The sequence below is a fragment of the Streptomyces sp. RPA4-2 genome (assembly GCF_012273515.2).
In the GTDB taxonomy this organism is placed as follows: Bacteria; Actinomycetota; Actinomycetes; order Streptomycetales; family Streptomycetaceae; genus Streptomyces; species Streptomyces kaempferi.
Genome location: NZ_CP050975.2, coordinates 55222 through 81245 on the forward strand (window position 1 = coordinate 55222; position 26024 = coordinate 81245).

Below are 26024 nucleotides of genomic sequence, written 5' to 3' on the forward strand. Positions count from 1 at the left end.
GCGGCCGTGTCGGTGGGTCAGGCCCGCTGCTCGCGGCAGTCCTCTTCGTTGCACTCGAGCGTGGCGAGGGTCTGGTCGGCCTGCTCGCTGGTCAGAGGGGGTTCGGGCAGTTCGTGGGCGCCCTGGGTGCGGAAGGCGTCGAGCATCAGGTGGAGGTGGCGGCGCCAGGCCCGGGGGGCGACGGTGCGGGTGGCCCGGATGATCCCGGCCTGGGACCAGATCACGAAGGCGATGTCCTGCGCGGTGACGTCGCCGCGCAGGACACCCTGTTCCTGGGCGTTGCGCATGATCTGGACGCAGATTTCCTTGGCGCGTTCGTACATCTCGCGGCCGGCCACGTGAAGGGGCAGCCGTGCCGAGACCAGGTCGTTGAAGGCGCGGTCGCAGGCCTGCAGCTGGCAGAGTTTCTCCAGGTAGCGGCAGAACCCTTCCCAGGCGTCGTCCATGGCCGCGGCTTCCTCCGCGGCGATGAGCAGTTCCGTGTACTTCGCGTTGAAGAGTGTCTCGACCAGGTCGAGCCGGGTGGGGAAGTGGCGGTAGAGCGTGCCGATCGCGACGCCGGCCTCGCGGGCGACGCCCTCCAGGGACGCCCCGAGGCCCTGTTCGGAGAAGGCGGTGCGGGCGGCGGCCACGATCGCGTCCCTGTTGCGCTGCGCGTCACGGCGCAGGGGTTTCGCCGGTGACTCGCCCAGGGACGGGGCGTGGTGGTGGCTCATGGCTCGACACTAACATGAGGCACCCCTCCAATTGGAGAGCTCTCATGTTTCCGATCGCAATTTCATGCCTGTGACGTGCTGTGATGATGCTCACTGCAAACATGAGGCATCCCTCGGGTACGGTGGCGGAGTCGAACGTGAGGCACCCCTCCGGATGACCTTGAAGCCAGCCGACCGACCCGGGATTTCCGGATCTCGGTTCACATGGAAGCGGCGCCCGCCGGATCGGCGAAGCCGCGGCAGTTTTGTAAGGGAAATGACCATGAGCAGCATGACGAAGCGCCTCTCGATCGCACTCGCCTCCACGGCACTGGCCGGCGGAGCGCTTCTCGGGGCCGGCGGCTCGGCATCGGCAGCCACGGCATCGGTGCCCGTGCAGCACACGCAGTACGTGTCCGCCACCTCCGTGACCGGCAGCGAGCAGGCAGGCCGTCAGGGTGTCAGTGCCGCTCGTTGGTACGAGGACCAGGTCGAGGCTGCGACCTCGTGGCACGGTGTCAGCGCGGCCCGTTGGTACGAGGACCAGGTCGAGGCCGCGGCGTCGTGGCACGGTGTCACTGCCGCCCGCTGGTACCAGGACCAGGTCGAGTGGTCCCTGAACCACAGCTGACGCGGCCCGGGCCGCCCCACTCCGGAACGGCGGCACCTGCCCCGACAGCAGCACGGCCGCACCCCCCGGCCGACCGGGATCCCGGATCGCGCCCCACGGTGCTCCGCACCCGTATCGAGATGACCACGGCACGCGGGACGAAGGCACTCCGGCCCCCAGCGCCCGCCAATGCCGACCACGGCCAGACCCGCACCCGCCGTGGAGAGCTCCTTCGCCGCCGGCGTCGGACGGAGCCTGTTGGACGAGGGAGTCGTCGTCGACTGGGACACACTGAAAATCACCGACAAGCGCCGCCGCCGCTCGGTGACCGGCATCATCGAGGCCACGACAGGATTCCAACACGGCCGCTGTCTGATCTGCACGGACATCCTGACCCCCAGCCACGCCACCGTCGTCGACCACGTCTTCCCCTTCGCCCTCATGCACCGCTTCGCCGGCGTAGGAGCGTGGCGCGGCCCGGATCTTGACGCCCTGTGGAACCTCGCCCCCCACACACCACCTGCAACGGAGCCAAGAGCGACCGGCTGCCCACGCAGACGGAACTTGCCCGCCTGGCCGCCCGGAACGAGGCCATCACGAACTCGCCCCACCCACTGCGCCGCACCCTGCAACTCAGCCTGAAGAATGTCCTGCCATGCCAGGCCGCAACATCGTGGGCGCAGCTCCTGCAGGCAGTGCGGGCGGCGGTTTGACCCGGGTCATCGCCCGGACCCGGGATGTTCCGGTGCCTTGCCCGTGTGCGGGGTCCTGACGGGGAAGGTGCACGGGTATCACGTTCGGACGGTGGCGGATGTGCCAGTCGACGGCTGGCGGGCCGTGGTCCGCATCCGGGTGCGGCGCCTGGTCTGCCCGGTTCTGGGCTGCCGGCGGCAGACTTTCCGCGAGCAGGTCCCCGGGCTGATCGAGCGCCTTCAGCGCCGCACCACGCGTCTGACCCGGCAGGTCTCGGAGGTGGTCAAGGAGTTATGCGGCCGGGCGGCTTCCCGTCTCACCCGGTCCGGTTCCTGGCCACGCCCCTGTCCTACGCCACCGTCCTGCGTCTGCCGAGGCGCATCGCCCTGCCGACAGTGCGCTCCCCGCGAGTGATTGGGGTCGACGACTTCGCCCTGCGGCGCCGCCACCGCTACGCCCGCATCCCCGAACCGCCCGCCGATCGCCTCGCCCCACGCTACCGGCCCACCCTGGTCGACCCCTACCGTGAGCACCTGCGGCAACGCGACGGCGAGGTGCGGATCACGCTCTCCGACGGCGGGCAGCTGGCCGCGGACGATCCTGCTGGCGACCGGCCGCGCCCCGCAGACCCGCGACGTCGGCCTGGAGAGCGTCGGCCTCACCCCCGGAGACTGGCTGGCCGTCGACGACACCTTCCAGGTCACCGGCGTCGACGGCGGCTGGCTCTACGCCGTCGGCGACGTCAACCACCGCGCCCTGATGACACATCAGGGCAAGTACCAGGCCCGGATCGCGGGCACCGTCATCGGCGCCCGCGCCAAGGGGGAGCCCATTGACGACGCCCCCTGGGGCGCGCATGTCGCCACCGCCGACCACGCGGCCGTCCCCAGGTCGTCTTCACCACCCCGGAGACCGCCTCCGTCGGGCTGACCAGCCGCGAGGCCGAGCAGAGCGGGCGCCGCATCGAAGTCGTCGACTACGACCTCGCCCACGTCGCCGGCGCCCACCAGTACGGCGAGGACTACCGCGGCCGAGCCCCGCATGCTCATCGACACCGACCGCAACACCGTGGTGGGCGTCACCTTCGCCGGCCCCGACGTCGGGGAACTGGTGCACTCGGCCACCATCGCGGTCGCCGGCGAGGTGCCCCTCGACCGATTTTGGCACGCCGTCCCCGCCTTCCCCACCCTCGGCGAGGTCTGGCTGCGACTGCTGGAGACCTACCGCGGCTGAGCATGCTCCGCCCGGCATGCGGGGCGGTCCTGGCCTCCACCGGGTGACTCGGTCGTCTGCGGGTGAGGAACGATCCTCCTGTCCGGGTGGCCGGCACTTGAAGTCGATCATCGCAAGTGTGGATCATGGCTTCGGAGAGGGCGGGTTTCGTAGTCGCGGGCGAGGCGTCAGTGCATCACTCCAGCCGAAGAATGACCTGGCGGAGACGAACAACCGGCCCGACTCTCCGCAGGCCTGATCAGCGATCATCGTGTCGCACGTACACGACGTTCAAGGGGGAACACGATGATTTCTGAGCCGGAGATGGCTGGAGAGCCCGGCCCGATGCAGACCCGCGAGGTTGTGGGCGACTTCAGCAGTGAGCCTGTCGGGCGACGACGGCCGCGCAAGTCGTGGTTGTGGGCGCTGGGAGGTGTGGTGGCGGCATCGGCGCTGTGGGCTCCGGCCGTGTTCGTCTACGGACTGGGCGCTCAGACGCCCAGCACGCACGGATACCGGCTCGACAAGGACCCCTGCTCCTCCGTGCGACTGACGTCGATCAGCGCTGCCATCGCACCAAGGGTATCTGCCGATGTCGTCGATTCTGGGCTGTTGAAGCATCCCGCCGTCGACCAGGCCCAGTGCTCCATAGCGGTTCGGCCGCTGGCTAAGGCAAAGCAGTCCAAGACCGGGTGGTCTTTGGACTACTACGTCGGCATCACCGTGACACTGCACAAGGAGACCGACCCTGGCGTCGAGTTCGAAGCACGGCGGCGGACGACCGACCAGGGCATCGTCCCGGCCGACAACGTCAAGACTGTTCCGGACCTCGGCGACACGGCGTACCTGATCACCCGGGACATCAGCAACACCGAGTTGCGGGTCCTGGAAGGCGGAGCGGTCCTCTCCTTGACCCTGGCAGCCAGCAGCAGCTACCAGAGCGAAGACACCGACGACGAAATCGGTGAGGGGCCGGAGATCCCTGATGTCTCTTCCTACCAGCCAGCCATGGTCAACGACATGCGTGACCTGATGACAAGCCTCACGGTCCGCTGACCGTACTGCCAGCTCAAACACCGGTCATCATACGGCTGCGCGGCCTGGGGCCGGAACGCGATCGGCTTGGACTCGGCCTTGCGGCGACGCTTGGAGCCTTCCTTGCCGAGGTTCCCGGCACGGATGCTGGCCTTGAGCGTGGTGTACGAGTCGCGCACCTTCTTGGTGACGTGCTGCGCGGCCTGCGCTCCCAGCCCACGGGCTTTGAGTTCGGCGTAGGTGTGCTTGCGCAGCTCGTACTCACGCGGCACGCCGTGCTCGAACGCCACCTCCGACACCCAGTTCGCGGCGTCATCGACCGTGCTCAGGGTGCGCTCAAGCGCGGATGCCTGCACGGCATCCGGCATGAGTTTGACCTGCGTCACGATCTTCATGGACGTAACCGCAACATTGATCCATGTCACCACGCTGAGAGCCAAACCCCGATATCCGCAGGGGTCGTAGCGTCGTCCACACCCTCCATGCGCATTTGGTCTTCACCCCCAAATATCGGCGCGGACCATTCACCGACGAGATCCTTCGGCGCTGCGAAGAGGTCATGCGCGACGTGTGCACCGACTTCGGCGCGGAGCTGCGGGAGTTCAACGGCGAACCCGATCACGTCCACCTGCTCGTGCACCACCCGCCCAAGGTCGCCATCTCCCGGCTCGTAGGCTCCCTCAAGGGTGTCTCCGCCCGTCGCCTGCGGCAGGAGTTCCCCGGCCACATCCGCACGTATCTGTGGGGTGAGCACTTCTGGTCGCCGTCCTACTTCGCCGCCTCGTGCGGGGGCGCCCCGCTCGCCGTCATCAAGGAATACATCGAAAACCAGAAACATCCCGGCTGAGGCCAATACCGCAGACCCGTGCACCCGCGCGGGTCAGAGCAGCGTTAAGAAACGCTTCCTCCCGGGCGTGAACGCCCGGGGTTCCGCGCTAGATCATGCTGAACTCTGGAGCCTCCCGCTGGATTGCCCGACCGCCACGCGCGGCATGGCCCAGCGCGTCAAGGAAGAAAGGCGGCCCGTTCCCCTGTACGGCAAACTCCGTGGCACGGCCCGGTTCGAGGACGCGGGGCGCGCGGTCGGGCAGCGGTACCAACACGCTTTTCACCGGGACGCTTTCATGAAGGTTTCGGGCGTGCCGCGACGGGCCTGCCTGCTCTCATGCAGGGTCCGCGGCATCGTTTCGCCGCTCCGTCGCCGCCCCTGTCGGTTGCTCTGCCCAGACGGTCTTCCCCTGGGTTCGGTAGTGGGTGCCCCACTGGTCCGCGAGGCTCGCGATGATGAACAGTCCCCGGCCCGTCTCGTCGACGGTGCGGGCGTGTTTCACCTGCGGAGAGCTGGTCGCGGTGTCGCTGACCTCGCAGGTCAGCATCCGTTCGAAGATCAGCCTTAGCTGCAGGGGCGGAGCGCCGTAGCGGACGGCATTGCCTACGAGTTCGCTGACGATGAGCTCGGTGGTGAACGCCGTTTCCTCGTCCACGTCCCATGCCTCCAACTGGCGGCGGGCTGCTGCGCGGGCGATCGGCGCGGCCTCGGGGTCTGCGGGCAGGTCGCGGGTCAGTACGCGGTCGTGGGGCAGCGCTTTCGTGCGGGCGAGCAGCATCAGTGTCTCGCCGGTGCGGTGGTTGTCGGTGAGCGTGTGTGCGATGTCGTCGCATACGTCTCGCAGTGGTCTGGTGCCGATGCCGTCCAGGAACGGGCGCAGTGAGCCGGACGGCGCCAGGACCTCGTCGGCGAGTGCGGCCGTGCCCATGGCCAGTGTGGTGCCTTCGGGGAGGCTGACGGTGATTGCGGGGAATGGTGCGCTGCCCGATTCGGCGAGTGGTGGACCTGCGGGAACGGACAGGGAGGCCGAGGTGCCGTCGGGAAAGACGGCGACCGGATCGGGGAGGCCGGCGCGGGCGATGGTGCAGGTGAGATCGACGGGGTCGTAGATCGCAACGACACATCCGGCGGTGAGCGGTTCGCGGTTCACCGGGTCCGGGGGCAGTGTTGCCCGCGCCGCCGCCAGGCGGGCGGTGGTGTCGCTGAGGCGTGCCAGTAGCTCGTCGGGCTGCAGGTCCAGAGCGGCGAGGGTATGGATCGCCGTTCGCAGGAGTCCCATCGTGATGGCTGCGGCGATGCCCTTTCCGGCCACGTGGCCGACGATCAGCGCGGTCCGTGCACCGGGCAGAGCGATCGTGTCGGACCAGGCGCCGCCGCCCTCCGGGTCGGGAAGGTGCAGTTGGGAGATCTCCGCCGTGGCGTGTGTGGCGGGCTGGTGAGGAAGGAGTCTGCGCTGGACGGTTTGTGCGGTGATCCACTCGCGCATGAACTGACGGGCGTTGTCGATGCAGAGCGCGGTGTGCGCGCACATGGCGGACGCTACTGCGACGTCCTCTTCTTCGAAGGGGTCTTCCTGCCGGCAGCGGTAGAAGCTGACCAGGCCCAGGGCATGGCCGCGCAATGCCAGCGGAGCCACGATCAGGGAATGGGCACCGGCTCGTCTGATGACGTCGGCTCGGTCCGGGTCGGCGGCCGGCCACGAACTGTCCTCATCGATCTTCATAAGGCTCGGCCGCAGGTCGGTCAAGATGTCCGAGAAGGGGGTGCCGACCGGCAACGAGCGCTCGACGCCGACCGGGGGACCCGCGATCCGGCCTCGGAAGGCTGCTCGGCGCAGGAGAGCGTCCCGGTGGACCGGTACCGAAGGGGGTTCCTCTCCCCGGACGACGTCTTCGATCACTTCGACGTCCGCGATGCCCGCGAAAGCAGGTACTACCGCATCGACCAGTTCCGAACAGACGTGCATCACGTTCAGCAGGTGCCCCACCTGCGTGCGGACCGTGTCCAGGAGAGTCAGACGATTCTGTGCGTTTTCCCGTTCTGTGACGTCGAGCGCCGATGTCACCAGGCCGACTACATCGCCGGCGGAGTCCTCCAAGCGGAGGTAGGAGACGGAGTAGATGCGGCGCGTAGGCCGATCTGGTGTCTTGTCGCGCCGGACGAGCCGGTTCACCACCGGTTCCCCGCTCTCCAGGACCCTTTGCGCCACGGCGGCTTCTTCCTCAGGGTCTGAGAATTCACACGCCTCGGTGAAATGCCTGCCCAACAGGTGCCGCACGGACGTGTCATGCCGTTCGCCGGCGATGGTGCTCATGCGGACCACGCGCAGCTGATGGTCGAGGACGTACAGTCTCACGGGAGAATGGGTGAACACAGCTTTCAAGATCGCCGCGTCCTGCCCCGACATGGCATCGCCAGCCGTGAGGACCTGCCACACCACGGACGTACCTCGCAGTACTGGCTTGACCAGCACCGCAGCCGCATCCGAGAAATTCCCGCGCCCTTCGCCGCCGGCAGCGGCCTCACGCATCAGCGTGGCCACCTGCCGGCCAAGGGCCTCCTCGGCAGACCACCCGAACAGATCCGCAGCCGGACGCCCCCACTCGATCACCCGGCCACTCTCATCAATGAGCACGAGCACGTCACCGCTGGGCATCCGAAAGCACCTCCGCCCCCATGCCTGCCCTCGCTGCGCCGGAGACTGGTCCGCTCGTCCGCCAGTTACACCGATCGGCTCAGCATGCGCCACACGAAATCTGTCGGCCTACTCCCGATTGCCGAGCTCGCTGTCCGGACGGCGGTGGGAGCAGCGGGCACCGGCCGCCCGCTCCGCCTCAGCCGCCCTCGCGATGCGACGGGCCGTAACCGGCCTCGGATCAGGCGCCGCCCTGCGCCGCTGGACACGGTCCCGCGAGATCGAACGATCCACAGGGCGAGGGCATCTGTGGTCGCAAGCCGCAGAGTGTTGAGGCAACGGGACTCGGAACTGAGATCTGCAACCCGAACTGGTTGTGGAAGTCGGCGCCGACGTCACCCGCGACACCGCCGGCCGATGGCGCCACGCCGCCCGCCGGCATCGCCCCCACCGACCTCATGGAGTGGGTCGTGATCCGGTCTGCCGTTCCTTTGGGTGTCCTTGGGTGGTCGGTCGAACGGCACTGAGGCGTCTGCCGCAAGGGCGACCGGGACCGCCTTGGGGCGGCGTGCTGCCGGGCCGGGCTACGCGACGCTCCTCACGTGATCAGTGCCAACTGCCCTGCATACCGTTGGTCTCGCCGGTCCCTAGAAGATTTTTCAGGAACCTGCCCGGCGCTCCGAGGAACTCGCGTGTCAGACGCACTGGGAGGGCCTGATCGAATTCGACCTGCTCCAGCCCGCCTTCATCGGAGATCTCCATGATTGTCGCGCCGGGGAGGGCGAGGAGTACCGGTGAGTGTGTGGCCACGAGGAATTGGCTGCCCTGTGCGGCAAGTTCGTGCATGCGGGCCAGGAGGGCAAGGCAGCTTTGGACGGAGAGGGCGGCCTCCGGCTCGTCCAGCAGATACAGTCCCCAGGGTCCGAAACGGTGGGTGGCCAGATCGAGGAACGATTCTCCGTGGGAGCGCTCATGCGGGGAGACCCCGCCGTAGGCCGGCAGCAGTGGCCGTCCTCCGGCTACGTTGAGCCTTTCGATCTCGCTGGCCACGTTGTAGTAGGACTCCGCCCGCAGGAAGAAGTCGGTGCGAGGCTTCTGGATCCCCCAGGTCAGGATCAGGTGGTTACCCAGCTCGGACTCGGTGGCGCGGGTGGCGAACCGGAAGTTGCGGCTACCGCCCTCGGGATTGAACCCCGCCGCCACCGCGATCGCCTCGATCAGCGTCGATTTGCCTGAGCCGTTCTCACCCACCAGGAACGTGACCCCCGGCGGCAGGTTGAGTGTGCCTGAACAGGCGAGTTGCCTCACAGCGGGAAGGCTGAAGGGGTACCGGCTGTCGTCGGCGCCCGGGTCCAGCCGGATCTGCTGGATGAACCTGCCGTTTGCGGACGTCATGAGGAACACGCCACGCTTGTGTGCAGGGCCGTGGCCTGATGCCTGTTCGGCGGCGAAAGTTCGTCGTTGGCCACGCGGGACTCCCGAACATCCTGGCTGCAAGGCGAAAGGCTGCGTTTCCGGGTCACGCTACAGGCCCTCGCCGACAGTTTGGGGGTAGGTGATCCCGAGCGAGACCGCGCCCCTTGAGTTCTGCGGTTTCGGGAAGGGGAGTCCACTGACCCGAGCCGCAATGCGTTCTGGCCTGAGCAGGAGGCCCACGCCACCACGACGTCGGCCTGTGCCGACATCAACGTCGAGCCCAGTGGGCAGAGTCGCTGCTTCACGGTCTGTTTCAAGGCTGGTCGGCGACCCAGGACTGGCCCAGTATGAACAGCCTCGTCCCGTACCTCATCCCCAACCCGGGGTTCTGCCCGGCTGGCAGGCCGGCACGCGGAAAGCGAGCGCCCCGACGCCTGGTCAGGCGGAGGTGAAAGCCTCCTCGGGAGCGTCGTCGAGGACGAATCCGTTGTCGAGCCGGACGCGGACCGTGACGCGGAGCATCCGTCGCTGGTAGGCGGCCCACTGCTCTTCCAAGGCCGCTACCTGCTCCTCCAGTTGCTTTCTGCTCGCCGACGGCATCTGGTGGCCGAAGTCGTCGAGGAGCGACTTCAGGCGCAGGTACTCACGGACCTCGTGGCTCTGCTGCCGGTGATGTTCTTCCACATGCTCGACGGTGCCCTCGATGCCCGCTGCCAGGGCCAGAGAGGCGGCGAAGGCACCCGTCTCCTCCGGAGGCTCCCCGGCCGGGGTCACCGACCCGGCCAACCGGAGATCAGCCGCCAGCCGCACCCGTTGGCCCACGTTCAGCGTCATGGTTCCTTCGTCTTCCTCGTCGGTCACCGGTGATCCGGTACACGTGGCGTCGCCAGGCGTACCGGAGGGGACAGGATCATCCCACCCTCACCTCCGGTTCCGACACGAACGAAGCCCTCGCCGACCCTCGCCTGCGCGACAGCCGCTCGCCCGGCGAGTCCCCTCCCTTCTGCCTCCGTCGCCCGCTCGCGCGGCTGGGCGGTGTTCACGAGAACGGGAGTCACTCAGCCTGGGCCCCGGCTGACACGGCCGTGGCGGAAGGCTGGGGGTGGAGGCCGGCACGCGGCGAGCGGTGGAACCGTTGGGGACCACCTGCTCCAAGGGCGGCTTTACTCGTCGTGGATTGAACGACTCATCGCGGCGTGATCGGCTAGGGCTGACATGACGCATGCGAGCGCTGCCGGAGGCCCCGTGCCGTACTACCTGCTCACCGTGGCGGCCTCGCGGCGGACCAGCCTCGGGCTGCAGGTCGAACCCGCCGTGCGGATAAGGGAGCTGGCGTCACGGGTCAAGGACACCGACGTTCCCATGCCCGGCGACCGGCTCCTGCTCCTCCGCCCCGACATGGGCACGTGGTGGATCGCCCCGCCGGCCTCCTTCGGCCTGGAGGCGTGGCAGAAGGGCCGCCTCGTCCACACCCGCAGCGACCCCGCCGGCCCGGATTTCACACCGGCCCTCGGCGGCCGAGGAGGCCCGGACGGGGCCCTCCCGGTGGGCACCGGGATCTGGCTCGACGACAACGCTCCGACCAGCGGTCACCGCACCGATGGCTGGCGTCGGATCATCGCCGGCATCGCCTCGGGTGGCTGGCATCAGGCGGAACCGGACGCGGTCGATACCACCGTCACCGACCGCTGATCCCTCGACCCCGGCAGAGCGCCTGCGGCGGCCACATGCCCGAGGCGCCGTCCCTGTTTGAAAAAGGGGGAGCCGCTCATCGGCGCTGCGGTCCTCGGCGAGTTGCCGGCGTACAGGTATGAGCGGCTCCCGGGCCTGCGCGCTGTCGGGCGCGTCCGCCTCCGTCGCTGTGAAAGGAAAGTCTCTTGTCCATGTCGATTCTCTATCGGGTTCGCGAGCCTTTTCCCGATGCGCCGAGCGCGCTGTCACGGGCGCGCGCGATCATGCGCGAACTGTCCGACTGGAAGACCGTCCCCTGGCCCCAACTGGAGCTGGTCACCACAGCCGAGCAGTACGTGCACGCGGTTCGCACGTTCGGCACCGCGCTGGCCGCCTGGGACCGGGACCTGCCTGGATTCGAACCCGTCCGGGATGAACTGCGGCACCGCGGTGTCGCGTTCGACTGGGAAGAGCGGAGCTACATGTTCATTACGGACATGCGGCTCCGCCCGGACCTGGCCGACCTGTGGCCGCTGCCCGAAGGTCTGTCCCTCTCCCTGGCCAGGACTCCGCCCTTCGGCGGCCCGGACAGCGAGCCCGAGGATGACTGCACCGAGGAGGAACTGGACCGGATGGTCTCCGCACTCGGGCCACTGACCATGGACGTCAGCTGGAACTGCGGCTGGCGGGGCCTGTCCGATTCCAAAGGCTGCGGCGTCCAGCTCTGCCTGAACAGCGTCTGGGCCGAGCAGTACGCCGAGCCGGCCCCCGGTGATTTCGGGGTCTGGGTTTCCCTCGGGTCCCGCGTCGCCTGGAGCCCGGCCGGCCAGGCATGGCTGCGCGACTCGGGACTGCCGCTCGGCGAACCCCAGACAGGCTAGTCACCGGAACAGCCGTGCACGCCAACTCCCGCACCAGCATGGCGACTGGGGTGAAGTGACGCCGTCATCCGCGGCAGCGCGCGACACCAGCACCCTCGCTCGGCCTGACCGGCGCCCTGTGGCCCGCCGTACTCGCCGTCGCGCTCGCCGGCCTGATCGTGGTCGCGGTGAACCGCCGGGTCCTTCGCGTCGTCAGCCGACCCTGGACACCACGCCGTCCCGGGCTGCTTCCAGTACAAAGAGCCACGAGGCGACGTCCGGCTTGCGCCGCAGCAGAACTCTGCGCTCCCGCTCGGTCATGCCGCCCCACACCCCGAACTCGATACGTTCATCGAGTGCCTCGGCCAGACACTGCGTGCGCACCGGACACCGCATGCAGATCATCTTGGCCCGCTTCTGGCGCGGACTGTCCGCGAACAGCTCGTCCGCATCGGCGCTGCCGCACGCGGAGTTCTCTCTCCAGTCGGTCTTCGCACTCGTCATGACGTCCCTCTCCCCCACGGCTGAGCGAGCTGATCACGCCGCTGCAGATCGCCGTCTCGGCTCGGTCCCCGGACCGCGCGCACCATCCCACTCCACCTCTCCCCATCGCGGCGTCGTCGCCCCGACGCTCCTGCCTGTGAAGCGCGCCTCTGTTCAGGGCTTCGGGCCTTTCTTCACTGTCCAGCCCGATATACGCAACGCGACCCGCTTCCTCTCAGGCTCATTGAAGGCTGCTGTACATCAACTGGCCGGTGAGCCTGCGCCATGAGTCGGGCCGGGTCGCCATCGGGCGCGCAGCACGCCTCCAGGAGCAGCGCCTGCCGTGAGGCCGGCTCCGTGTGCTTGTGCGTGCAGAAGTCGTCGTCGGCGGGCTGGGTGACTTCCGGTTCCTCGAGCTCCGCCACGTAGAGGGAGGCCGCCGTGGGTTCCGGGAAGAGGCCGAGTTCCCGTGTACGGGCCACGGCGTCCTCGCAGGGGCGGTCGCTGCCCGCGCTGCCCCTCCGACCGCCTTCCGCAGGCGGTGCGTCGGCTTCGCCCCCAAGATCTCCGATTGCTACGCTCCGTAATTGGCAATTGCACTCGGTAATTGCTGGTTGGGTTTTCCAGCCCGTCGTAGACAGCAGAGGAAGATTCATGCGGATCCGCTTCGTCATGCCCGCCCTCGCAGCCGCGGCCGCGCTCACCGGCACGGCGTTCACCTTCACCGCTCCGACGGCGGCGGGCTCTTCGGCCCTGCACGAACTGACCTACGGCAGCAAGATCCTGCTGCAGAACCAGTACCAGGGCGACGGCGGCTACCTGGACACCAACGGCCTGTCCCAGCAGCACGGCGCCACGTACGACGTGAGCACCAACCAGACCCCCAACAGCCGCGGCCCCCAGACCTCCGTGTGGAAGGTCGTCTCCGCCACCGGCAGGGCCAACGGAAGCCACGTCACCAGTGGCGACGTCGTCTACCTCGTCAACCAGTACTCCACCGGCACCTACCTGGACACCAACGGGCACTCCACCCGCTCCGGCGCCAAGTACGACGTGTCGACCACCGCCACCAAGAACCGCGGCCCCGGCACCAGCAAGTGGCACATCTTCGGCGAGACGTCCTCTCCCGCCGACGGCCGCATCCGCACCGATGACGTCGTCAACCTGCTCAACGACTACGGCTCCGCCAACGGCGGCTTCCTCGACGCCAACGGCCTCTCCGGCCAGCAGGGCGGCGCCAAGTACGACGTGACCACCAGTCACTACACCGACCGCGGCCCCGGCACCGGCTCCTGGAAGGTCCTTCCGGCCTCCTGACCCCCCGCTCACGACCTACCCCGCCGGCCCCACGGCACCACGCGGGCCGGGCAGCTCACCGGAGCCGCCCGGCCCGCGTGGTGGCGCTCGACGCTCTGCCGGCGGGTGCGCAGCGGGACATCTTCCTCCCGCAAACGGGCTCTGCCCGCGGCCCCTGTGCCATCTGGTCCCCGCGCCTGGACATGCTTGGACGAACGCCGCCGTTCTTCGCTGGTGCCACATCACGACCTTCACCTTCCGTCTTCGAGATCTCGAGCAGCTGACCTTCAACGGCGTCATCATCCAGACCGGCGCCGGGTCCTACCGCCTCGTCCGCACCAAGGCCCAGGCCGAACAGACCCAGGCCGGCTGAGTGGGAGACCATCGGACAGGGCCAGGCAGAAACCTTGGTTGACCTTCACCTTGGGGGAGCCCACAGCATCAGTGGGGCCGGGCGACGCGCTCGGCATGAGGAGGAGCGAGCATGGGGTTGCTGACCATCGGGGCGTTCGCGAAGGCGTCCCGGCTGTCGCCGAAGGCACTGCGTCTCTACGACGAACTCGGCCTGCTGACCCCCGCCCGCGTCGACCCGGTGACCGGCTACCGCCTCTACGCACCGGAGCAGCTGGACCAAGCCCGGCTGGTCGCCTGGCTCCGCCGCCTGGGAATGCCCCTGGCCCGCATCCAGCACGTCCGCACGCTGAATGCGGTCGCGGCAGCGCAGGAGGTCCGTGCGTTCTGGGCCCAGGTCGAGGCCGACACCGCCGCCCGGCGGGACCTGGCCACCTTCCTCATCGACCACCTGTCATGGAAGGACCCCGCCATGTCCCCGACCGCCAAATCCCTGGGAATCCGTTACGCTGCCCTGTCCGACACGGGCCTCGTCCGTGAAAGCAACCAGGACACCGCCTACGCCGGACCCCGGCTGCTCGCCGTCGCCGACGGCTGCGGCAGCCAAGGAGCCCCTGCCAGCGCAGCCGCCATCGACGCGCTCAAGCGACTCGAGACCGCCGGCATCCCGGCCGGCAGTCTCCTCAACGTCCTCGAAGACGTCGTCGAACAGGCCAAGCGGGCCGTGTGCGACATCGCGGGGAGCAGCTCGTCGCCGGAAGACACCGGCACGACCCTCACCGCGATGCTCTGGACCGGATCTCAGCTGGCCCTCGTCCATATCGGCGACTCCCGCGTGTACCTCCTGCGTGACGGAGAACTGTTCCAGATCACCCACGACCACACCATGGTCCAGTCGATGATCGACGAAGGACGTCTCGACCCGGAAGAGGCCGCCTCCCACCCTCAGCGGTCTCTGTTGGTCCGCGCTCTGGGCCAAGGAGCCGATACCACCCCCGACATGCGCCTCCACGACGCCCAGCGGGAAGACCGATATCTGCTCTGCTCCGACGGCCTGTCGACCGTCGTGCCGACCCAGGACATCCACCGAGTGCTCTCCGAGATCAGTGAACCCGAGCAGGCCGTACGCGAATTCATCGCCCTCGCCAACAACTCCGGCGGCCCCGACAACGTCAGCTGCGTGGTCGCCGACGTTCTGGAGCTCCAGCAGTAGGAGCACGAGCGGCACGCACGTCGACTTGCACCAGGTCCGCTCTCAAGAACTCGTCCGTGAAGCCGACAGATACCGACTCGCCCAACAAGCCGGGAGAGCCGAGCCGACTTCGCTACCGCCGGGGGGGCAGCCGCGCGGCTCGTGCGGGAAAGGCGGCCGTGTCGCGCGCAGCCGGCAGCGTGCCGATGAAGGGCTCGTCCGGCCCGGGAGGGAGCGACCGTGCGTCCGGGACTTCCGATCGAAGCCGGCCGCATTCACCCGTTCGGAGTAATAGCGCGCGCGGGCGCTGCCGTGACCGGCAACGGTTGTAATCCGAATGGGGGAAGATCCCGAAGGGAGACGCCATGCGTATCCGCCGAAGTATCGGACTCGCGATCGCCACAGCAACCCTCACCGGACTCAGCCTCGCCGGCGCCGCCGCTGCTGCCGCTGCGCAGGTCAGCACACCCCAGGACAGCGTCACCCCGGATCAGTGCCAGCAAGGGGGCGGAACGGTGAGCAGCAGACCGTACGCCGGCCAGTACTGCTCGGGCGGCACGTTCAGCAACAGTCCCATCGAGTGAGAGGGGCGCCCCGCAGGGCGCCCCGACGCTTGAGGACAAGGGTCCACGGGCGGTTCAGCGAGGTTCGTGGGCTGCCAGCCGGCAGGCGCCGTTCGCGGCGCCGCCCGGCACTCCGGCCTCGGTCAGTCCGTTCACGCAGCCCTGGAGGTCGCCGTTCACGCCACGGTGGCACGCAGACGTGACGGTGCCGGCGTCGGCACCCGCCTGTCCTGCCATCTGAGTGCAGGCGGGGATGTCCGCGTGGGCGGCGGGGGCGAGGAGAGCCGGGGTGCCGAGCGCGAGTGTCAGGCCGGTGAGGACAGCGGCGACGCGGGACGACGTGGGCATGGGGCGTACCTGCTTTCCGGGATTGTCACGCGGCCCGGTCCCGGCGGTGAACCGTGCGGGAAGGACGCCGAGCGGTGCTCGGCGAGGGCTCGCCCACGGCCTCCGCTCTCGGAGCGGCCGCATGGGAACAGCCGCGGGATGGATACGCGGCCTCTGGCGGGGCGGACACCACCGCAGGGTGCTGCGGAGGCGCACCTCCCGGTGCTTCCACCGTACGACGGGGGGCGTCTTGTCACGAGCCGATCAGCTCCGCCGCCGGCCGGCCTGCGGCCCCACAACCCACTGCCGGTGGCCGACATTGCCGGCCTCGCGTCGGCGCACGGCCCTGCTCGTTCCGGGGCGCGGCGACGGACCTGGTGCCCAGCCCGTCCGCTTCGACATCAGCAGCCGGCATCTCGCCGAGTACCTCTACTGGCTCATTTACATGTGTCCGGCTGACGCCTGGGCCGTGACCCGGTGCGGCATCGCACTCGTTCCCCGTCATCCGTGCCTGCTCAGAAAGGGCGCGGATGACCGATGACTTTTCGCGTCACTCCTTGTCTGCAGTGCGACAACCCGCAAGAGCGAGCCAGGGAGCACAAAGTGACCGCAGAACGGACGACGGCCGAGCGTTTCTCCTACACGTCGGAACGGACGTTGGAAGCCCCTGTGGCGGGGGTCTGGAGTGCCTGGACCATCGCGGAGTCCTACGCGCAGTGGTCCTATGCGGCCCCCGGGTCCGTCGAGATGGACGTACGGCCGGGCGGGGCGTGGAAGGCGACGGTGGTCACCCCGGACGGCGGCCGGTTCCCGCTGACCGGCTCCTACTCCGAGGTCGATGAGAATCAGCGTCTGGTGATCGGCATGGACGTACCGGGGAAGGACGAACCGGCAGTCATGACCGTCGAGTTCGTCGAGCAGGGTGCTCACCGGACACGCGTCGTGGTGAGCCAGACCTGCGACACCGCCGACGAGCGGGACTCCGCCGAGCAGGGCACCACCATGCTCCTGGACAGCTTGACGGCCTTCCTCAAGACCGCGACCTGACGCACCGCAGGGCCCAGCGCCGGCGCTGTGGTCGGCGGGCAGGGGCGGCCGCTCACCCACGCGCCACTAGGGCGTGTTGCGAAAGTCCCGTCTGCCTCGCGACGCCTGGCACGCCCTCCGGGCGGACGACGGGACTTTCGCAACACGCCCTAGCGCGACGACAACGTGGATTCGACCCGTTGAATTCGACAACCCCGCCCCGCCACCCGCTCCTCCCCCGCCTGCTGTTCGTCCTCGACGACACCGGTCCGGCCGGTATCGCCACCCGTATCGACGTCCTCCGCGCCACCGGATCCAATCCGGCGCTCTCCAGCTTCCACGGCGCTTGTCCCTCTCCGCACGAAGGCCCCGCCCCCCGAATTCGCCGGAAGAGGCGGGGCCGCCCTGCAGAAGGGGGATCAGCCGACGTGGTACACGGTGACGGTCACGGATCCGTCCGGGCCGGGGACGGTGTACGCGCCGGGACCGTGGAAGGGCTCGCAGCCCTGGGCGAGGACGTCGTCGGCGTTGATGCCCGTGTCGTCCTCACCGACATAGGCACACACCTCGCTGATGAAATGGTCCGCGAACCTGTGCGTGAAGCCGGCCTCCGGATAGCGCGGCACGGTGGGGGTGTTGATGTCCAGATCCGGATGCTCCCACAGGGTGGTCTCCCGCAGGCCGTCATCCTTCACGACGACCCGTCCGTAGGGTTCCGGCAGGTCGTTGTTGTCCTTCTCCTGCGGGTTGGAGAACTCGATCGAGTAGGTGACGAGCCCACCGGGATACCGGGCCTGAGCAGCGGACTGCGCCTGAGCCGATCCGGCACTCACCACACCGGCCAGCAACAGGGCCGTCGAGGCGAGGGCCGCCAACCGGCCCATGGACGTAGGACGCATCCCTGATCCCCTTTCACTCAAAGTAGCCGATTGGCTACGCACCGAAGATAGGCGGGGGATACGGCCTCGCGGCATGTGCACCGGGCAAACCACTCAGGCGTATGACCCAGAAGCTCTCCCACCACGGCCAGTACGCGGGGCGCCAACCCCCGGCAGCAGAAGGGGGATCTGCGGCCGGGGCGGGCGGGCGAACCGGAGTGGGACGGTTCTTCCGGCACTCGGATGTGTCTCACCTGCTGGTGCCGTCGTTCCAGGAGCCGGTTCGGTCTGTCCGTCTCAGCGCAGTTGCTCGGCCAGTCCGACGATGATGCCTTCCGGGCCGCGGAGGTAGCAGAGCAGATAGCTGTCCTCGAACCGGGCGATCTCGCCGACGAGTTCGGCGCCGTGAGGGCGCAGGCGGGCAACGGTGTCCTCGATGTCGTCGACGGCGAACATGACGCGGTGCGTGCCCAGGATGTTGTGCGGCCGGTTGCGCGGCCCGGCGCCGATCACCGCGGGGCTGCGGTACTTCGCCAGCTCGAGCCGGCTGTGACCGTCCGGGGTCCGGACCATCGCGATGTCACAGTGGACGCCGTCGAGTCCGGTGCACCGGTCGGCGAAGAGGCCCTCGACCTCCGCCCTGCCCTCCAGCTCCATACCGAGTTCCACGAAGAACGCGATGGCGGCGTCCATGTCCTCGACGACGATGCCGACGTTGTCCATCCGCTGAATCGCCATGCTGGCTTCTCCTTCTTCCTCGTGCGGCCGGTGGTGGCCACTGATGTCCCTGGGACGGAGCCGGTGGCACGTTCTCGACATCCGCGGACCGCCGTACAGGCAGCGCCGTCCTCGCGCAGCGCGGCATGGAGAAGGAGCCGGAACGGGTGCGGGCGGCCCGTGCGCAGCGCACCCCCACCGCCGCTTGCCCCATGTACCCGGACGGCAGTGAGGACCTTGGTGACCATCGGTCAATGCAATGCGTTCACGGCATAGGCTCGCTGCCAGAGCAGCGGATCGCATGAAGAAACATCCCCCATAGGACTTTTGGCGCTGATTCTCCGGTATGAAAGAGAGTTCACGAAATCGTCCTACCCGGCCGTTCCGTTTCCGCGCGGGAGGGTCTTCGGTCCGCGTCCGGCGGCTGTGCTGAGCCTGCTGACGGACGTGTCTTTCGAGGGGAGCGAGTGGGATGACCGACCAGGGGAAGCCGTCCGGGGCCGCGGACGGCAGGTCCCGGCCCCTTCGGCGGAACTTCATCGCGAGCATGGAGCGAGCCGCCGCCCGCAGCGGGGCTGAGCTGCGGTGGCACTCGGAGCGCTGGGTGGCGGAGTTGCGCAGGAACGGGCGCAGACGTCATGTCGTCGGGTACAACTTTCCCATCAATGACGCGTCGTCGGCGTTCATGGCCTCCGACAAAGTGGCCACGTCCGTACTGTTGTCGGATGCCGGCGTGCCCAACGTCCCGCACAGCCTTCTGCGGCTGCGGCCGGACGACTCCGTGGCGGATGTGGTCGCCCGCCTGCCCTTGCCGGCCGTCGTCAAGCCGCTGAGCTCCAGTGGCGGGCGTGACGTGCACAGAGCGGGGACTCCGGTCCAACTGTTCGACACGTTGGGCGCCTTGGCCACGCGGCACCCGGCATTGACGGTCTGCCCGTGGGTGCCCATCCGTCATGAGTACCGGGTGATCACACTCAAGGGCCGAACCGAGCTCGTCTTCGAGAAACGCTCCTCGGATCCGTCCACCGGACCCGCCTCCACGAGCTGGGACGACCCCGCCGAGTGGCGGCACAACCTCAAGCTCGGCGCATCCGCGGTGCTCCTGGACGAGCCCGAGCTGTGCGTCGTGCTCGGCGGCCTGGCGCGGCGGGCGATGTGTGCCCTGGGCCTGAATTTCGGGTCGGTCGACATCCTGGACGTCCTCGGAGACCTCTCCGTGATCGAGGTCAACAGCGGGGTGTGCCTGGAGCGTTTCAGCAGACAGGACGACGATTGCCACGCGGCCGCGGAGCGGGTGTACGCAGCCGCCGTCGCGGCGTGCTTCGCCCCCGACGAGGGGGAAGACTGATGCGACGCCACCGCGGTGGGACCCGCTTCGGTTGCCCGGCCCGGTGCCTCGCGCTCTCGCGTGTCGGGCGATTCACTCGCTTTCCACGAGTGTCCGGATGACCGTGCGCCATCGCTCGGCGATCTCCTCCCCATCGTCTTCGGCCATCCGCGGCAGCGGGCACAAGGCCGGGTGGCCGGCGTACACGCAGAGTCGGTCCACGATGAAGAAGGCCGGGGTACGGCGGCGGCGCATGGACGCCCACGCGGTGTGGGTCTCCTCGACCAGCCCGCGGTCGCCCGTACGCAGGCCGTGCACCAGGGCGGCCGTCCACTCGCGCCACCCGGGGGAGCCGGCACAGGCTTCGACCACGGACGCGGTCTCTGCGGCGACACGACGGAAAGCCGTGTCATCACCCGCGAACCGGAGGGCCTTGGCTGCCAGGGAGGTACGCAGATCGAACCAGGATCCGTATCGGCCCGGATCGCATGCGTCCTGCACAGTCCGGCGGCCGGCTCCAGCATGTCCAAGCGCCGATGAGGGGCGGGGCGGTGGTGGCTTCGGCGCAGGCGGGGATGGTCCCCGGGCTCGGTCACGTGGTCACGGCGGTGAAGGCTGCTCCCCCATGGCGTCGGCGGCGGCGTGACCGGACCTCTTCGCGCTGCCGACGTGTTCTCGGCGTCTCATCGAACGGCTCGTCCGTGAAGCGTCGGAAGAACCTTCTCGGCGATGCCGAGGAGAGCGCTGTCGTCCGGGAGAGCTCCGGACGTGCTCCACACGGTGGTGTCGTAGTAGCCGCCCCGGTCATCACGCTCGAAGGCCACGGACAGCGTCCTGGCCAGCGGGCCTTGTCCGACCGGTCCGCCGGATCCGCCGGATCCGTCACTCCCGAGATTGATCTCGATCTTCATCGTGTGATCCGAGGAGAGGACCGCGGGCCGGCCGAGGACCGTAAGGGCCTTGATGTCCCTCTCGTTCCCGAACTTCATCAGCTTCACGTACTGGTCGGTCGACATCTTGTTGTAAGTGGCCGAGACATTCACGGTGTACGTGTCGAACGCGACCTCGGCCTCCGGCTGGGCGACCTTCCCGTCGGTCAGCGGAGCGGTGTTGCTGGTGCCGGAAGCAGTGGTCGCCGTCTCGCCGGGCGTTCCGAGGAGCTCGGCCAGGTCCGGCCGGTTGAGCGCCTTGCACAGCTCTTCACCGGTCACCGGCTGGGGCGTCTTCTTGTAGGCCTTCGGCAGCTCCTCGTGCCCTCCGTCCGAACACGAGGCGGGCCGCGGGGAGTTGTCGTCGGACGGCATGAAGCGTGGGGCGGCCCACAGCACGGCCGCGATCGCCCCGAACACGGCCACGGCCGCGACGGCCTGGGCCCACGCGTTGTGCTCCTTCTCCGGAGTGTCCGGGATGGAACGCGGCTCGGTTCCGGCCTGGTCCTGGGGCTGGGCCTGGAGCGGGGGCTGAGGCTGGGCCTGGAGCGGGAGCGGGAGCGGGGGCTGAGGCTGGGTTTGGGCCTGGAGCTGAGGCTGAGGCTGGGCCTGGGCGGCAGCGTCGACCGCCGCTCCGTCTTCGGGGGCCGCAGGACTCGGGCTCCGGCGTGCGCGCAGGGCCCGGACCACCGTGTGGACACGTATCGCGGTGAACACGAGGAACACCACGCCGAGGCCGGCCGCGACCCGATCGTGGTCGCGGACGGCGAGATACATGATGCGTACGCCGAGAACCGACCCGACCGCGATGAGCAGGGGCTCGCGGACCCAGAACGGCAGGAGACGGAGGAGGAAACCGAGCATCCGGCGATCTCACCACACCAAGATCACATTCGCCGTGGTGGAAGCCACAGTTCCGGGCAGGTGCAGGGGCGGGTGCTCGTCGGCGAACTGCGCGAGCGCGGCGAGCCGGTCATCACCTGTTGCCGGGCCGCCGGGCGGTCGATCGGCCGGGGGCGGATCCGGGGCCGCAGTGGTCGCAGAAGTACCTGCGTTCGTCTCGATGCGGGTGCGGACCGCCGTGGGGCGCGTGATGCGGGATCCCGGTCGGCCGGGGGTGCGGCCGTGTTGCCGTCCAGGCAGGCGCCGGTGTTCCGGAGCGGGACGGCTCGGGCCGCGTCAGCTGTGGTTCAGGGACCACGCGACCTGGTCCTCGTACCAGCGGGCGGCGCTCACGCCGTGCCACGAGGTCGCTTCCTCGACCTGGTCCTCGTACCAGCGCGCGGCGCTCACGCCGTGCCACGACGCCGCCTCGTCGACCTGGTCCTCGTACCAGCGCGCGGCACTGACACCGTGCCACGACGCCGCCTCGTCGACCTGGTCCTCGTACCAGCGGGCAGCGCTCACGCCGCGCCACGAGGCAGCTTCGCCCTCGTGGTCCGCGGCCCGTACGGAGCTCACAGTGGAGGTGGCGGACACGTACTGCGTGTGCTGCACGGGCGCCGAGGTCGTGGCTGCCGACGCCGAGCCGCCGGCTCCGAGAAGGACTCCGCCGGCCAGTGCCGTGGAGGCGAGTGCGATCGAGACGCGCTTGGTCATGCTGTTCATGGTCATTTTCCTTGCGAGACTGCCGCGGTTTCGCCGGTCTGGCGGGCGCCGCTTCTATGTGAACCGCGATCCGGAAATCCCGGGTCAGTCGGCTGGCTACAAGGTCATTCGGAGGGGTGCCTCACGTTCGACTCCGCTACCGTACCCGAGGAGTGCCTCATGTTTGCGGTGAGGCGCATCACAGCACGTCGGAGGGGGAGAAATTGCGATCGGAAACATGACAACAGTCGAATTCGAGGGGAGCCTCATGTTACGCTCGCGCCATGAGTCACCATCACGCCCCGTCCGCGAGCGAGACACCGGCGAAGCCCCTGCGCCGTGACGCGCAGCGCAACAGGGACGCGATCGTGGCCGCCGCTCGCACCGCCTTCTCCGAGCAGGGCCTCGGGGCGTCCCTGGAGGGCGTCGCCCGCGAGGCCGGCGTCGCGATCGGCACGCTCTACCGCCACTTCCCCACCCGGCTCGACCTGGTCGAGACACTCTTCAACGCGAAGTACACGGAACTGCTCATCGCCGCGGAGGAAGCCGCGGCCATGGACGACGCCTGGGAAGGGTTCTGCCGCTACCTGGAGAAACTCTGCCAGCTGCAGGCCTGCGACCGCGCCTTCAACGACCTGGTCTCGGCACGGCTGCCCCTTCACGTGGCCGGCCGCGAGATGTACGAACGCGCCAAGGAAATCTGCGTCCAGATCATGCGCAACGCCCAGGAACAGGGTGTCCTGCGCAGCGACGTCACCGCGCAGGACATCGCCTTCGTGATCTGGTCCCAGGCCGGGATCATCCGGGCCACCCGTGCCGTCGCCCCCACCGCCTGGCGCCGCCACCTCCACCTGATGCTCGACGCCTTCCGTACCGAGGGCGCCCACGAACTGCCCGAACCTCCTCTGACCAGCGAGCAGGTCGACGAGACCCTCGTCACTCTCGAGTGCACCGAAGGGGACTGCCGCGAGCAGTCCTGACCGCGAGGGACGAGGCCGCGGACAACAGCCGCGCATCACACCGCGCCGGCGCCGCGCCGGACCGGTACCTCGGCCGACCGGGCCGCGCGACACCATGCCGCACCCTCCAGCGCGCCCCCTATGCGCTGTTCCCGTAAGCGGGGACGCCTCCCGGCTCAGGCCGTGGCGGTCAGGGGTGCGGTGGCCTCCCAGACGAACCCGTCCGGGTCGCTGAACGGGCTGCCGGCGCCGGAGAGCACGAGCCGGTGCGATCCCGTTCCGTCGGCGGGGACACCCGCATCCTTGGCCAGAGCGCGGCGCTTGTACAGGGCCAGCTTGACGGGACCCGGCCCGGTGACGAACTCGACGTACTTGCCGCCGAAGCTCTTGCCCACGGTGAGTCCCTGCCCGACGTAGAACTGCTTGCTGGCCTTCACGTCCTCGACGCCCAGCAGGAGCACGAGCTCGTCGAAGTCCCGGGTGACCGGGCCCGTGTCCTTCTTCCCCGACGTCGCGATCTTCCAGATCGTGCCGTCCGGGGCCTGAACGACGCCGCCGTAGCCCCACAGCGACTTCGAGGCGGGCTTGAGGGCGGTGGCGCCGGCGTCGAGGGCCGCGCCGACCAGGGCGTCGACGTTGCCCGGCTGGGACACCACCAGCGACAGGGTGAACCCGCGGAAGCCGGTCGTGGGAGCTTCGCAGGCACGCAGGCGTACGTGCGACGGGTCCAGTCCGAAGGCGGTGGAGTAGAAGCGGGCGGCGGCCGTGGTGCCGGCCACCTCAAGGGTGACGGAATCGATGGACTTCATGGCTTCGACGGTAGGGGCGGCCGGGTCACCGACGCTTCTCGAAAACTGCCCGGTCCCTTGGAAAAAGTTGTGGGCCGCTGTCGATCCGGCCACGTCCCGTTCGACGTCATGGTGTGTGGCGCCTCGCCACACGGTGACGCGACAGGATCGGACGAGGAAGCACGTGGATCAACTGCTGAAAGTCATGAACTTCAACGTCTCGAGTGACGGAATCGGTGCCGGTGAGCACCAGAGTCTCGAGAGTCCGTTCGGCCTTGACCATCCCGAGAGGCTGTTCGCCTGGGCCGGCGCCACGGCGAGCTGGCCCATGCGTACGGATCCCGGGGGGAGCCGGGGTCTCGACGACTATTTTACGCGGGACTTCGCACAAAACATCGGTGCCGAGATCATGGGCCGCAACAAGTTCGGGCCCCAGCGCGGGCCCTGGCAGAACCACGAGTGGCGCGGCTGGTGGGGGGAGGAGCCCCCGTTCCGCACGCCGGTGTTCGTCATGACCCACTACGAGCGCCCGTCGTTCACGCTCTCCGACACCACGTTCCACTTCGTCGACGGCGACCCGGCCACGGTTCTCGAAGCGGCGCGGGAAGCGGCACAGGGCAAGGACGTCCGGCTCGGCGGCGGGGTCACCGCCATCCGGCAGTTCCTTGCTGCCGACCTCGTCGACACCATGCATGTGGCGGTCTCGCCGGTGAAGCTCGGGTCCGGACTCCGGCTCTGGGAGTCCCCCGACGAGCTGCTCGACCGGTTCCACCTGGAGGTCGTGCCCAGCCCGAGCGGCGTGACGCACCACCTGTTCTGGCGAAGGTGACGCGAGGGCCCGCTCGAGGTCGGGCCGCGACGGCGCGGGCTGTGCGGGAGCGCAGCCACGCACCGGCTCGGCGTCGGCCTCCCCTTCCGGGGTGATCGCGTCAAGGTCCTGCCGGGACACCCTGGCCGCGCTGCGCTCGGGTCGCTCGCTCGCCACGCCCGAAGGCCGGTCGGCCGACCGGGGGCGCCAGCGAGGCGTCCCCGGGGGTTATTCCTCGGGGCGAATCCAGGTTCGGGCGAGTTCCGCGACCCAGGTGGCCGCCGCGCCGGGATCGGGCGGGGGTGCGCCGACGACGACGAGTTCGGTGACGCCCGCCGCACCGAGTGCGGGGAGGTGCTCCGGGGTGCCGTCGCTCAGCGCGACGGCGACCGTGAGCTCGTCAAGAGCGCGACCGTGGCGGGCGCACTCGTCGGCGAGAACGGTGACACGCGCCGGGACGTCGGCCGCCGGGACGTTGAAGCCGTACCAGCCATCGGCGAGCGTGACCGCGCGGCGCAGGGCAGCGTCGCTGTTGCCGCCGGCCACGACCGGGAGCCGGCCGCCGCGCAGCGGCTTCGGGTTGACCCGGATCCCGTCGAAGCGGGTGAACTCCCCCGTGAAGGAGGCCGGGTCGTCGGCCCAGAGGATACGCATCGCGGCGAGGTACTCCTCGGTGCGCCGCCCGCGCCTGGCGAAGGGGACTCCGAGCGCCGCGAATTCCTCGGCCGACCAGCCGACTCCGACCCCGAGGGTGAACCGCCCGGCGGAGAGGACGTCGAGCGTGGCAGCCTGTTTGGCGACCAGGACCGGATGGTGCTCAGGCAGCAGGAGGACGCCGGTGGCGAGCTCGATCCGGCTGGTGACCGCCGCCGCGAAGGTCAGGGCGAGCAGCGGGTCCAGCCAGTCCGCGTCCGCGGGCACGGCGATCCGGCCGTCCGCGGAATAGGGGTAGCGGGAGGCGGGTGTGTCCACGAGCACCACGTGTTCGCCGCACCAGAGCCTCGCGAAGCCGTGCGTCTCCGCGGCCGTGGCCACCGAACGGATCACCTCGGGACGGGCACCGTCACCGATACCGAGCGCGTGCAACCCCACTCGCATTCTCCACCTCCGGTTCCCCACCTCCGGCCGTCACCTCAA

The 26024-nt window shown here is 69.0% G+C and carries 25 protein-coding genes and 3 pseudogenes; 14 read left to right on the forward strand and 14 right to left on the reverse strand.

Annotation, left to right across the window (positions count from 1 at the left end):
- Positions 1-17: 17 nt before the first annotated feature.
- Positions 18-716, reverse strand: a complete 699-nt coding sequence (locus HEP85_RS00270; RefSeq protein WP_168525039.1) for a TetR/AcrR family transcriptional regulator — start codon at positions 714-716, stop codon at positions 18-20.
- 262 nt (positions 717-978) lie between these two features.
- Between HEP85_RS00270 and HEP85_RS00275 the strand changes: the two genes are divergently transcribed.
- The 4 genes and pseudogenes from HEP85_RS00275 (at position 979) to HEP85_RS00290 (ending at position 4266) form a co-directional block, all read left to right on the forward strand.
- Positions 979-1326 carry a hypothetical protein gene (locus HEP85_RS00275; protein WP_168525040.1) on the forward strand — a complete coding sequence of 116 codons (348 nt, stop codon included), beginning with the start codon at positions 979-981 and terminating at the stop codon, positions 1324-1326.
- Between the two features lie 634 nt (positions 1327-1960).
- Positions 1961-2543: pseudogene (locus HEP85_RS00280) on the forward strand (transposase family protein); the annotation flags it as partial.
- Positions 2544-3231, forward strand: a pseudogene (locus HEP85_RS00285) (FAD-dependent oxidoreductase); the annotation flags it as partial. It lies immediately after the preceding pseudogene.
- 285 nt (positions 3232-3516) lie between these two features.
- Positions 3517-4266 carry a hypothetical protein gene (locus tag HEP85_RS00290; RefSeq protein ID WP_168525042.1) on the forward strand — a complete coding sequence of 250 codons (750 nt, stop codon included), beginning with the start codon at positions 3517-3519 and terminating at the stop codon, positions 4264-4266.
- On the opposite strand, the pseudogene HEP85_RS00295 reads toward HEP85_RS00290, so the two are convergent.
- Positions 4248-4640: pseudogene (locus HEP85_RS00295) on the reverse strand (RNA-guided endonuclease TnpB family protein); the annotation flags it as partial. The gene HEP85_RS00290 and the pseudogene HEP85_RS00295 sit on opposite strands and share 19 nt — an antisense overlap.
- A 53-nt stretch (positions 4641-4693) precedes the next feature.
- Between HEP85_RS00295 and tnpA the strand changes: the two are divergent.
- Positions 4694-5092 carry an IS200/IS605 family transposase gene (tnpA, locus tag HEP85_RS00300; protein WP_168533152.1) on the forward strand — a complete coding sequence of 133 codons (399 nt, stop codon included), beginning with the start codon at positions 4694-4696 and terminating at the stop codon, positions 5090-5092.
- A 316-nt stretch (positions 5093-5408) separates the two neighbouring features.
- Here the strand turns inward: tnpA and HEP85_RS00305 are convergent, their stop codons facing one another.
- The 3 genes from HEP85_RS00305 to HEP85_RS00315 all read right to left on the reverse strand — a co-directional run bounded on the left by HEP85_RS00305 (position 5409) and on the right by HEP85_RS00315 (position 9959).
- Positions 5409-7730 (reverse strand): SpoIIE family protein phosphatase, encoded by a 2322-nt coding sequence (locus tag HEP85_RS00305; protein ID WP_168525043.1) that lies wholly within the window; start codon positions 7728-7730, stop codon positions 5409-5411.
- Between the two features lie 585 nt (positions 7731-8315).
- A complete protein-coding gene (locus HEP85_RS00310; RefSeq protein ID WP_168533154.1) occupies positions 8316-9104 on the reverse strand; it encodes an AAA family ATPase in 789 nt (262 codons plus the stop codon).
- A 459-nt stretch (positions 9105-9563) separates the two neighbouring features.
- A complete protein-coding gene (locus tag HEP85_RS00315) occupies positions 9564-9959 on the reverse strand; it encodes a hypothetical protein (RefSeq protein ID WP_168525044.1) in 396 nt (131 codons plus the stop codon).
- A 411-nt stretch (positions 9960-10370) separates the two neighbouring features.
- Between HEP85_RS00315 and HEP85_RS00320 the strand changes: the two genes are divergently transcribed.
- Positions 10371-10817, forward strand: a complete 447-nt coding sequence (locus tag HEP85_RS00320; RefSeq protein WP_168525045.1) for a hypothetical protein — start codon at positions 10371-10373, stop codon at positions 10815-10817.
- Between the two features lie 191 nt (positions 10818-11008).
- Complete coding sequence (locus tag HEP85_RS00325) at positions 11009-11677, forward strand: hypothetical protein (protein WP_248001731.1); 669 nt, start codon at positions 11009-11011, stop codon at positions 11675-11677.
- A gap of 192 nt (positions 11678-11869) precedes the next feature.
- On the opposite strand, the gene HEP85_RS00330 is transcribed toward HEP85_RS00325, so the two are convergent.
- On the reverse strand, positions 11870-12160 hold the full coding sequence (locus HEP85_RS00330; RefSeq protein ID WP_168525046.1) for a WhiB family transcriptional regulator: 291 nt from the start codon (positions 12158-12160) through the stop codon (positions 11870-11872).
- 633 nt (positions 12161-12793) lie between these two features.
- Between HEP85_RS00330 and HEP85_RS00335 the strand changes: the two genes are divergently transcribed.
- The 3 genes from HEP85_RS00335 (at position 12794) to HEP85_RS00345 (ending at position 15562) form a co-directional block, all read left to right on the forward strand.
- Positions 12794-13456: a hypothetical protein gene (locus HEP85_RS00335; RefSeq protein ID WP_248001732.1), complete on the forward strand. Its 663-nt coding sequence runs from the start codon at positions 12794-12796 to the stop codon at positions 13454-13456.
- A 463-nt stretch (positions 13457-13919) separates the two neighbouring features.
- Positions 13920-14999: a MerR family transcriptional regulator gene (locus tag HEP85_RS00340; RefSeq protein WP_329284089.1), complete on the forward strand. Its 1080-nt coding sequence runs from the start codon at positions 13920-13922 to the stop codon at positions 14997-14999.
- Between the two features lie 344 nt (positions 15000-15343).
- Complete coding sequence (locus HEP85_RS00345) at positions 15344-15562, forward strand: hypothetical protein (RefSeq protein WP_168525048.1); 219 nt, start codon at positions 15344-15346, stop codon at positions 15560-15562.
- A gap of 54 nt (positions 15563-15616) precedes the next feature.
- Here the strand turns inward: HEP85_RS00345 and HEP85_RS00350 are convergent, their stop codons facing one another.
- Positions 15617-15889 (reverse strand): hypothetical protein, encoded by a 273-nt coding sequence (locus HEP85_RS00350; protein WP_168525050.1) that lies wholly within the window; start codon positions 15887-15889, stop codon positions 15617-15619.
- Positions 15890-16471: 582 nt separating this feature from the next.
- Between HEP85_RS00350 and HEP85_RS00355 the strand changes: the two genes are divergently transcribed.
- Entirely contained in the window at positions 16472-16915 is a 444-nt protein-coding gene (locus HEP85_RS00355) for an SRPBCC domain-containing protein (RefSeq protein ID WP_211117752.1), read from the forward strand.
- A 398-nt stretch (positions 16916-17313) separates the two neighbouring features.
- On the opposite strand, the gene HEP85_RS00360 is transcribed toward HEP85_RS00355, so the two are convergent.
- Both HEP85_RS00360 and HEP85_RS00365 read right to left on the reverse strand, forming a co-directional pair.
- On the reverse strand, positions 17314-17793 hold the full coding sequence (locus HEP85_RS00360) for a hypothetical protein (protein ID WP_168525054.1): 480 nt from the start codon (positions 17791-17793) through the stop codon (positions 17314-17316).
- A 276-nt stretch (positions 17794-18069) separates the two neighbouring features.
- On the reverse strand, positions 18070-18510 hold the full coding sequence (locus tag HEP85_RS00365; protein WP_168525056.1) for a VOC family protein: 441 nt from the start codon (positions 18508-18510) through the stop codon (positions 18070-18072).
- A gap of 451 nt (positions 18511-18961) precedes the next feature.
- Between HEP85_RS00365 and HEP85_RS00370 the strand changes: the two genes are divergently transcribed.
- Entirely contained in the window at positions 18962-19837 is an 876-nt protein-coding gene (locus HEP85_RS00370; RefSeq protein ID WP_168525058.1) for a RimK family alpha-L-glutamate ligase, read from the forward strand.
- A gap of 72 nt (positions 19838-19909) precedes the next feature.
- Here the strand turns inward: HEP85_RS00370 and HEP85_RS00375 are convergent, their stop codons facing one another.
- The 3 genes from HEP85_RS00375 to HEP85_RS00385 all read right to left on the reverse strand — a co-directional run bounded on the left by HEP85_RS00375 (position 19910) and on the right by HEP85_RS00385 (position 22353).
- Positions 19910-20188 carry a hypothetical protein gene (locus HEP85_RS00375; protein WP_168525060.1) on the reverse strand — a complete coding sequence of 93 codons (279 nt, stop codon included), beginning with the start codon at positions 20186-20188 and terminating at the stop codon, positions 19910-19912.
- Between the two features lie 311 nt (positions 20189-20499).
- The gene (locus HEP85_RS00380) at positions 20500-21609 is read right to left on the reverse strand and encodes a DUF6215 domain-containing protein (RefSeq protein WP_168525062.1); all 1110 of its coding nucleotides are present in this window, start codon (positions 21607-21609) and stop codon (positions 20500-20502) included.
- 315 nt (positions 21610-21924) lie between these two features.
- Positions 21925-22353, reverse strand: a complete 429-nt coding sequence (locus HEP85_RS00385) for a hypothetical protein (protein ID WP_329284096.1) — start codon at positions 22351-22353, stop codon at positions 21925-21927.
- 263 nt (positions 22354-22616) lie between these two features.
- On the opposite strand from HEP85_RS00385, the gene HEP85_RS00390 reads away from it, so the two are divergent.
- Complete coding sequence (locus HEP85_RS00390) at positions 22617-23312, forward strand: TetR/AcrR family transcriptional regulator (protein ID WP_168525066.1); 696 nt, start codon at positions 22617-22619, stop codon at positions 23310-23312.
- A gap of 155 nt (positions 23313-23467) precedes the next feature.
- Here the strand turns inward: HEP85_RS00390 and HEP85_RS00395 are convergent, their stop codons facing one another.
- Entirely contained in the window at positions 23468-24100 is a 633-nt protein-coding gene (locus HEP85_RS00395) for a glyoxalase (RefSeq protein ID WP_168525068.1), read from the reverse strand.
- Between the two features lie 163 nt (positions 24101-24263).
- On the opposite strand from HEP85_RS00395, the gene HEP85_RS00400 reads away from it, so the two are divergent.
- Complete coding sequence (locus tag HEP85_RS00400) at positions 24264-24908, forward strand: dihydrofolate reductase family protein (protein WP_168525070.1); 645 nt, start codon at positions 24264-24266, stop codon at positions 24906-24908.
- Between the two features lie 207 nt (positions 24909-25115).
- On the opposite strand, the gene HEP85_RS00405 is transcribed toward HEP85_RS00400, so the two are convergent.
- Complete coding sequence (locus tag HEP85_RS00405; RefSeq protein ID WP_168525072.1) at positions 25116-25985, reverse strand: LLM class F420-dependent oxidoreductase; 870 nt, start codon at positions 25983-25985, stop codon at positions 25116-25118.
- Positions 25986-26024 lie beyond the last annotated feature (39 nt).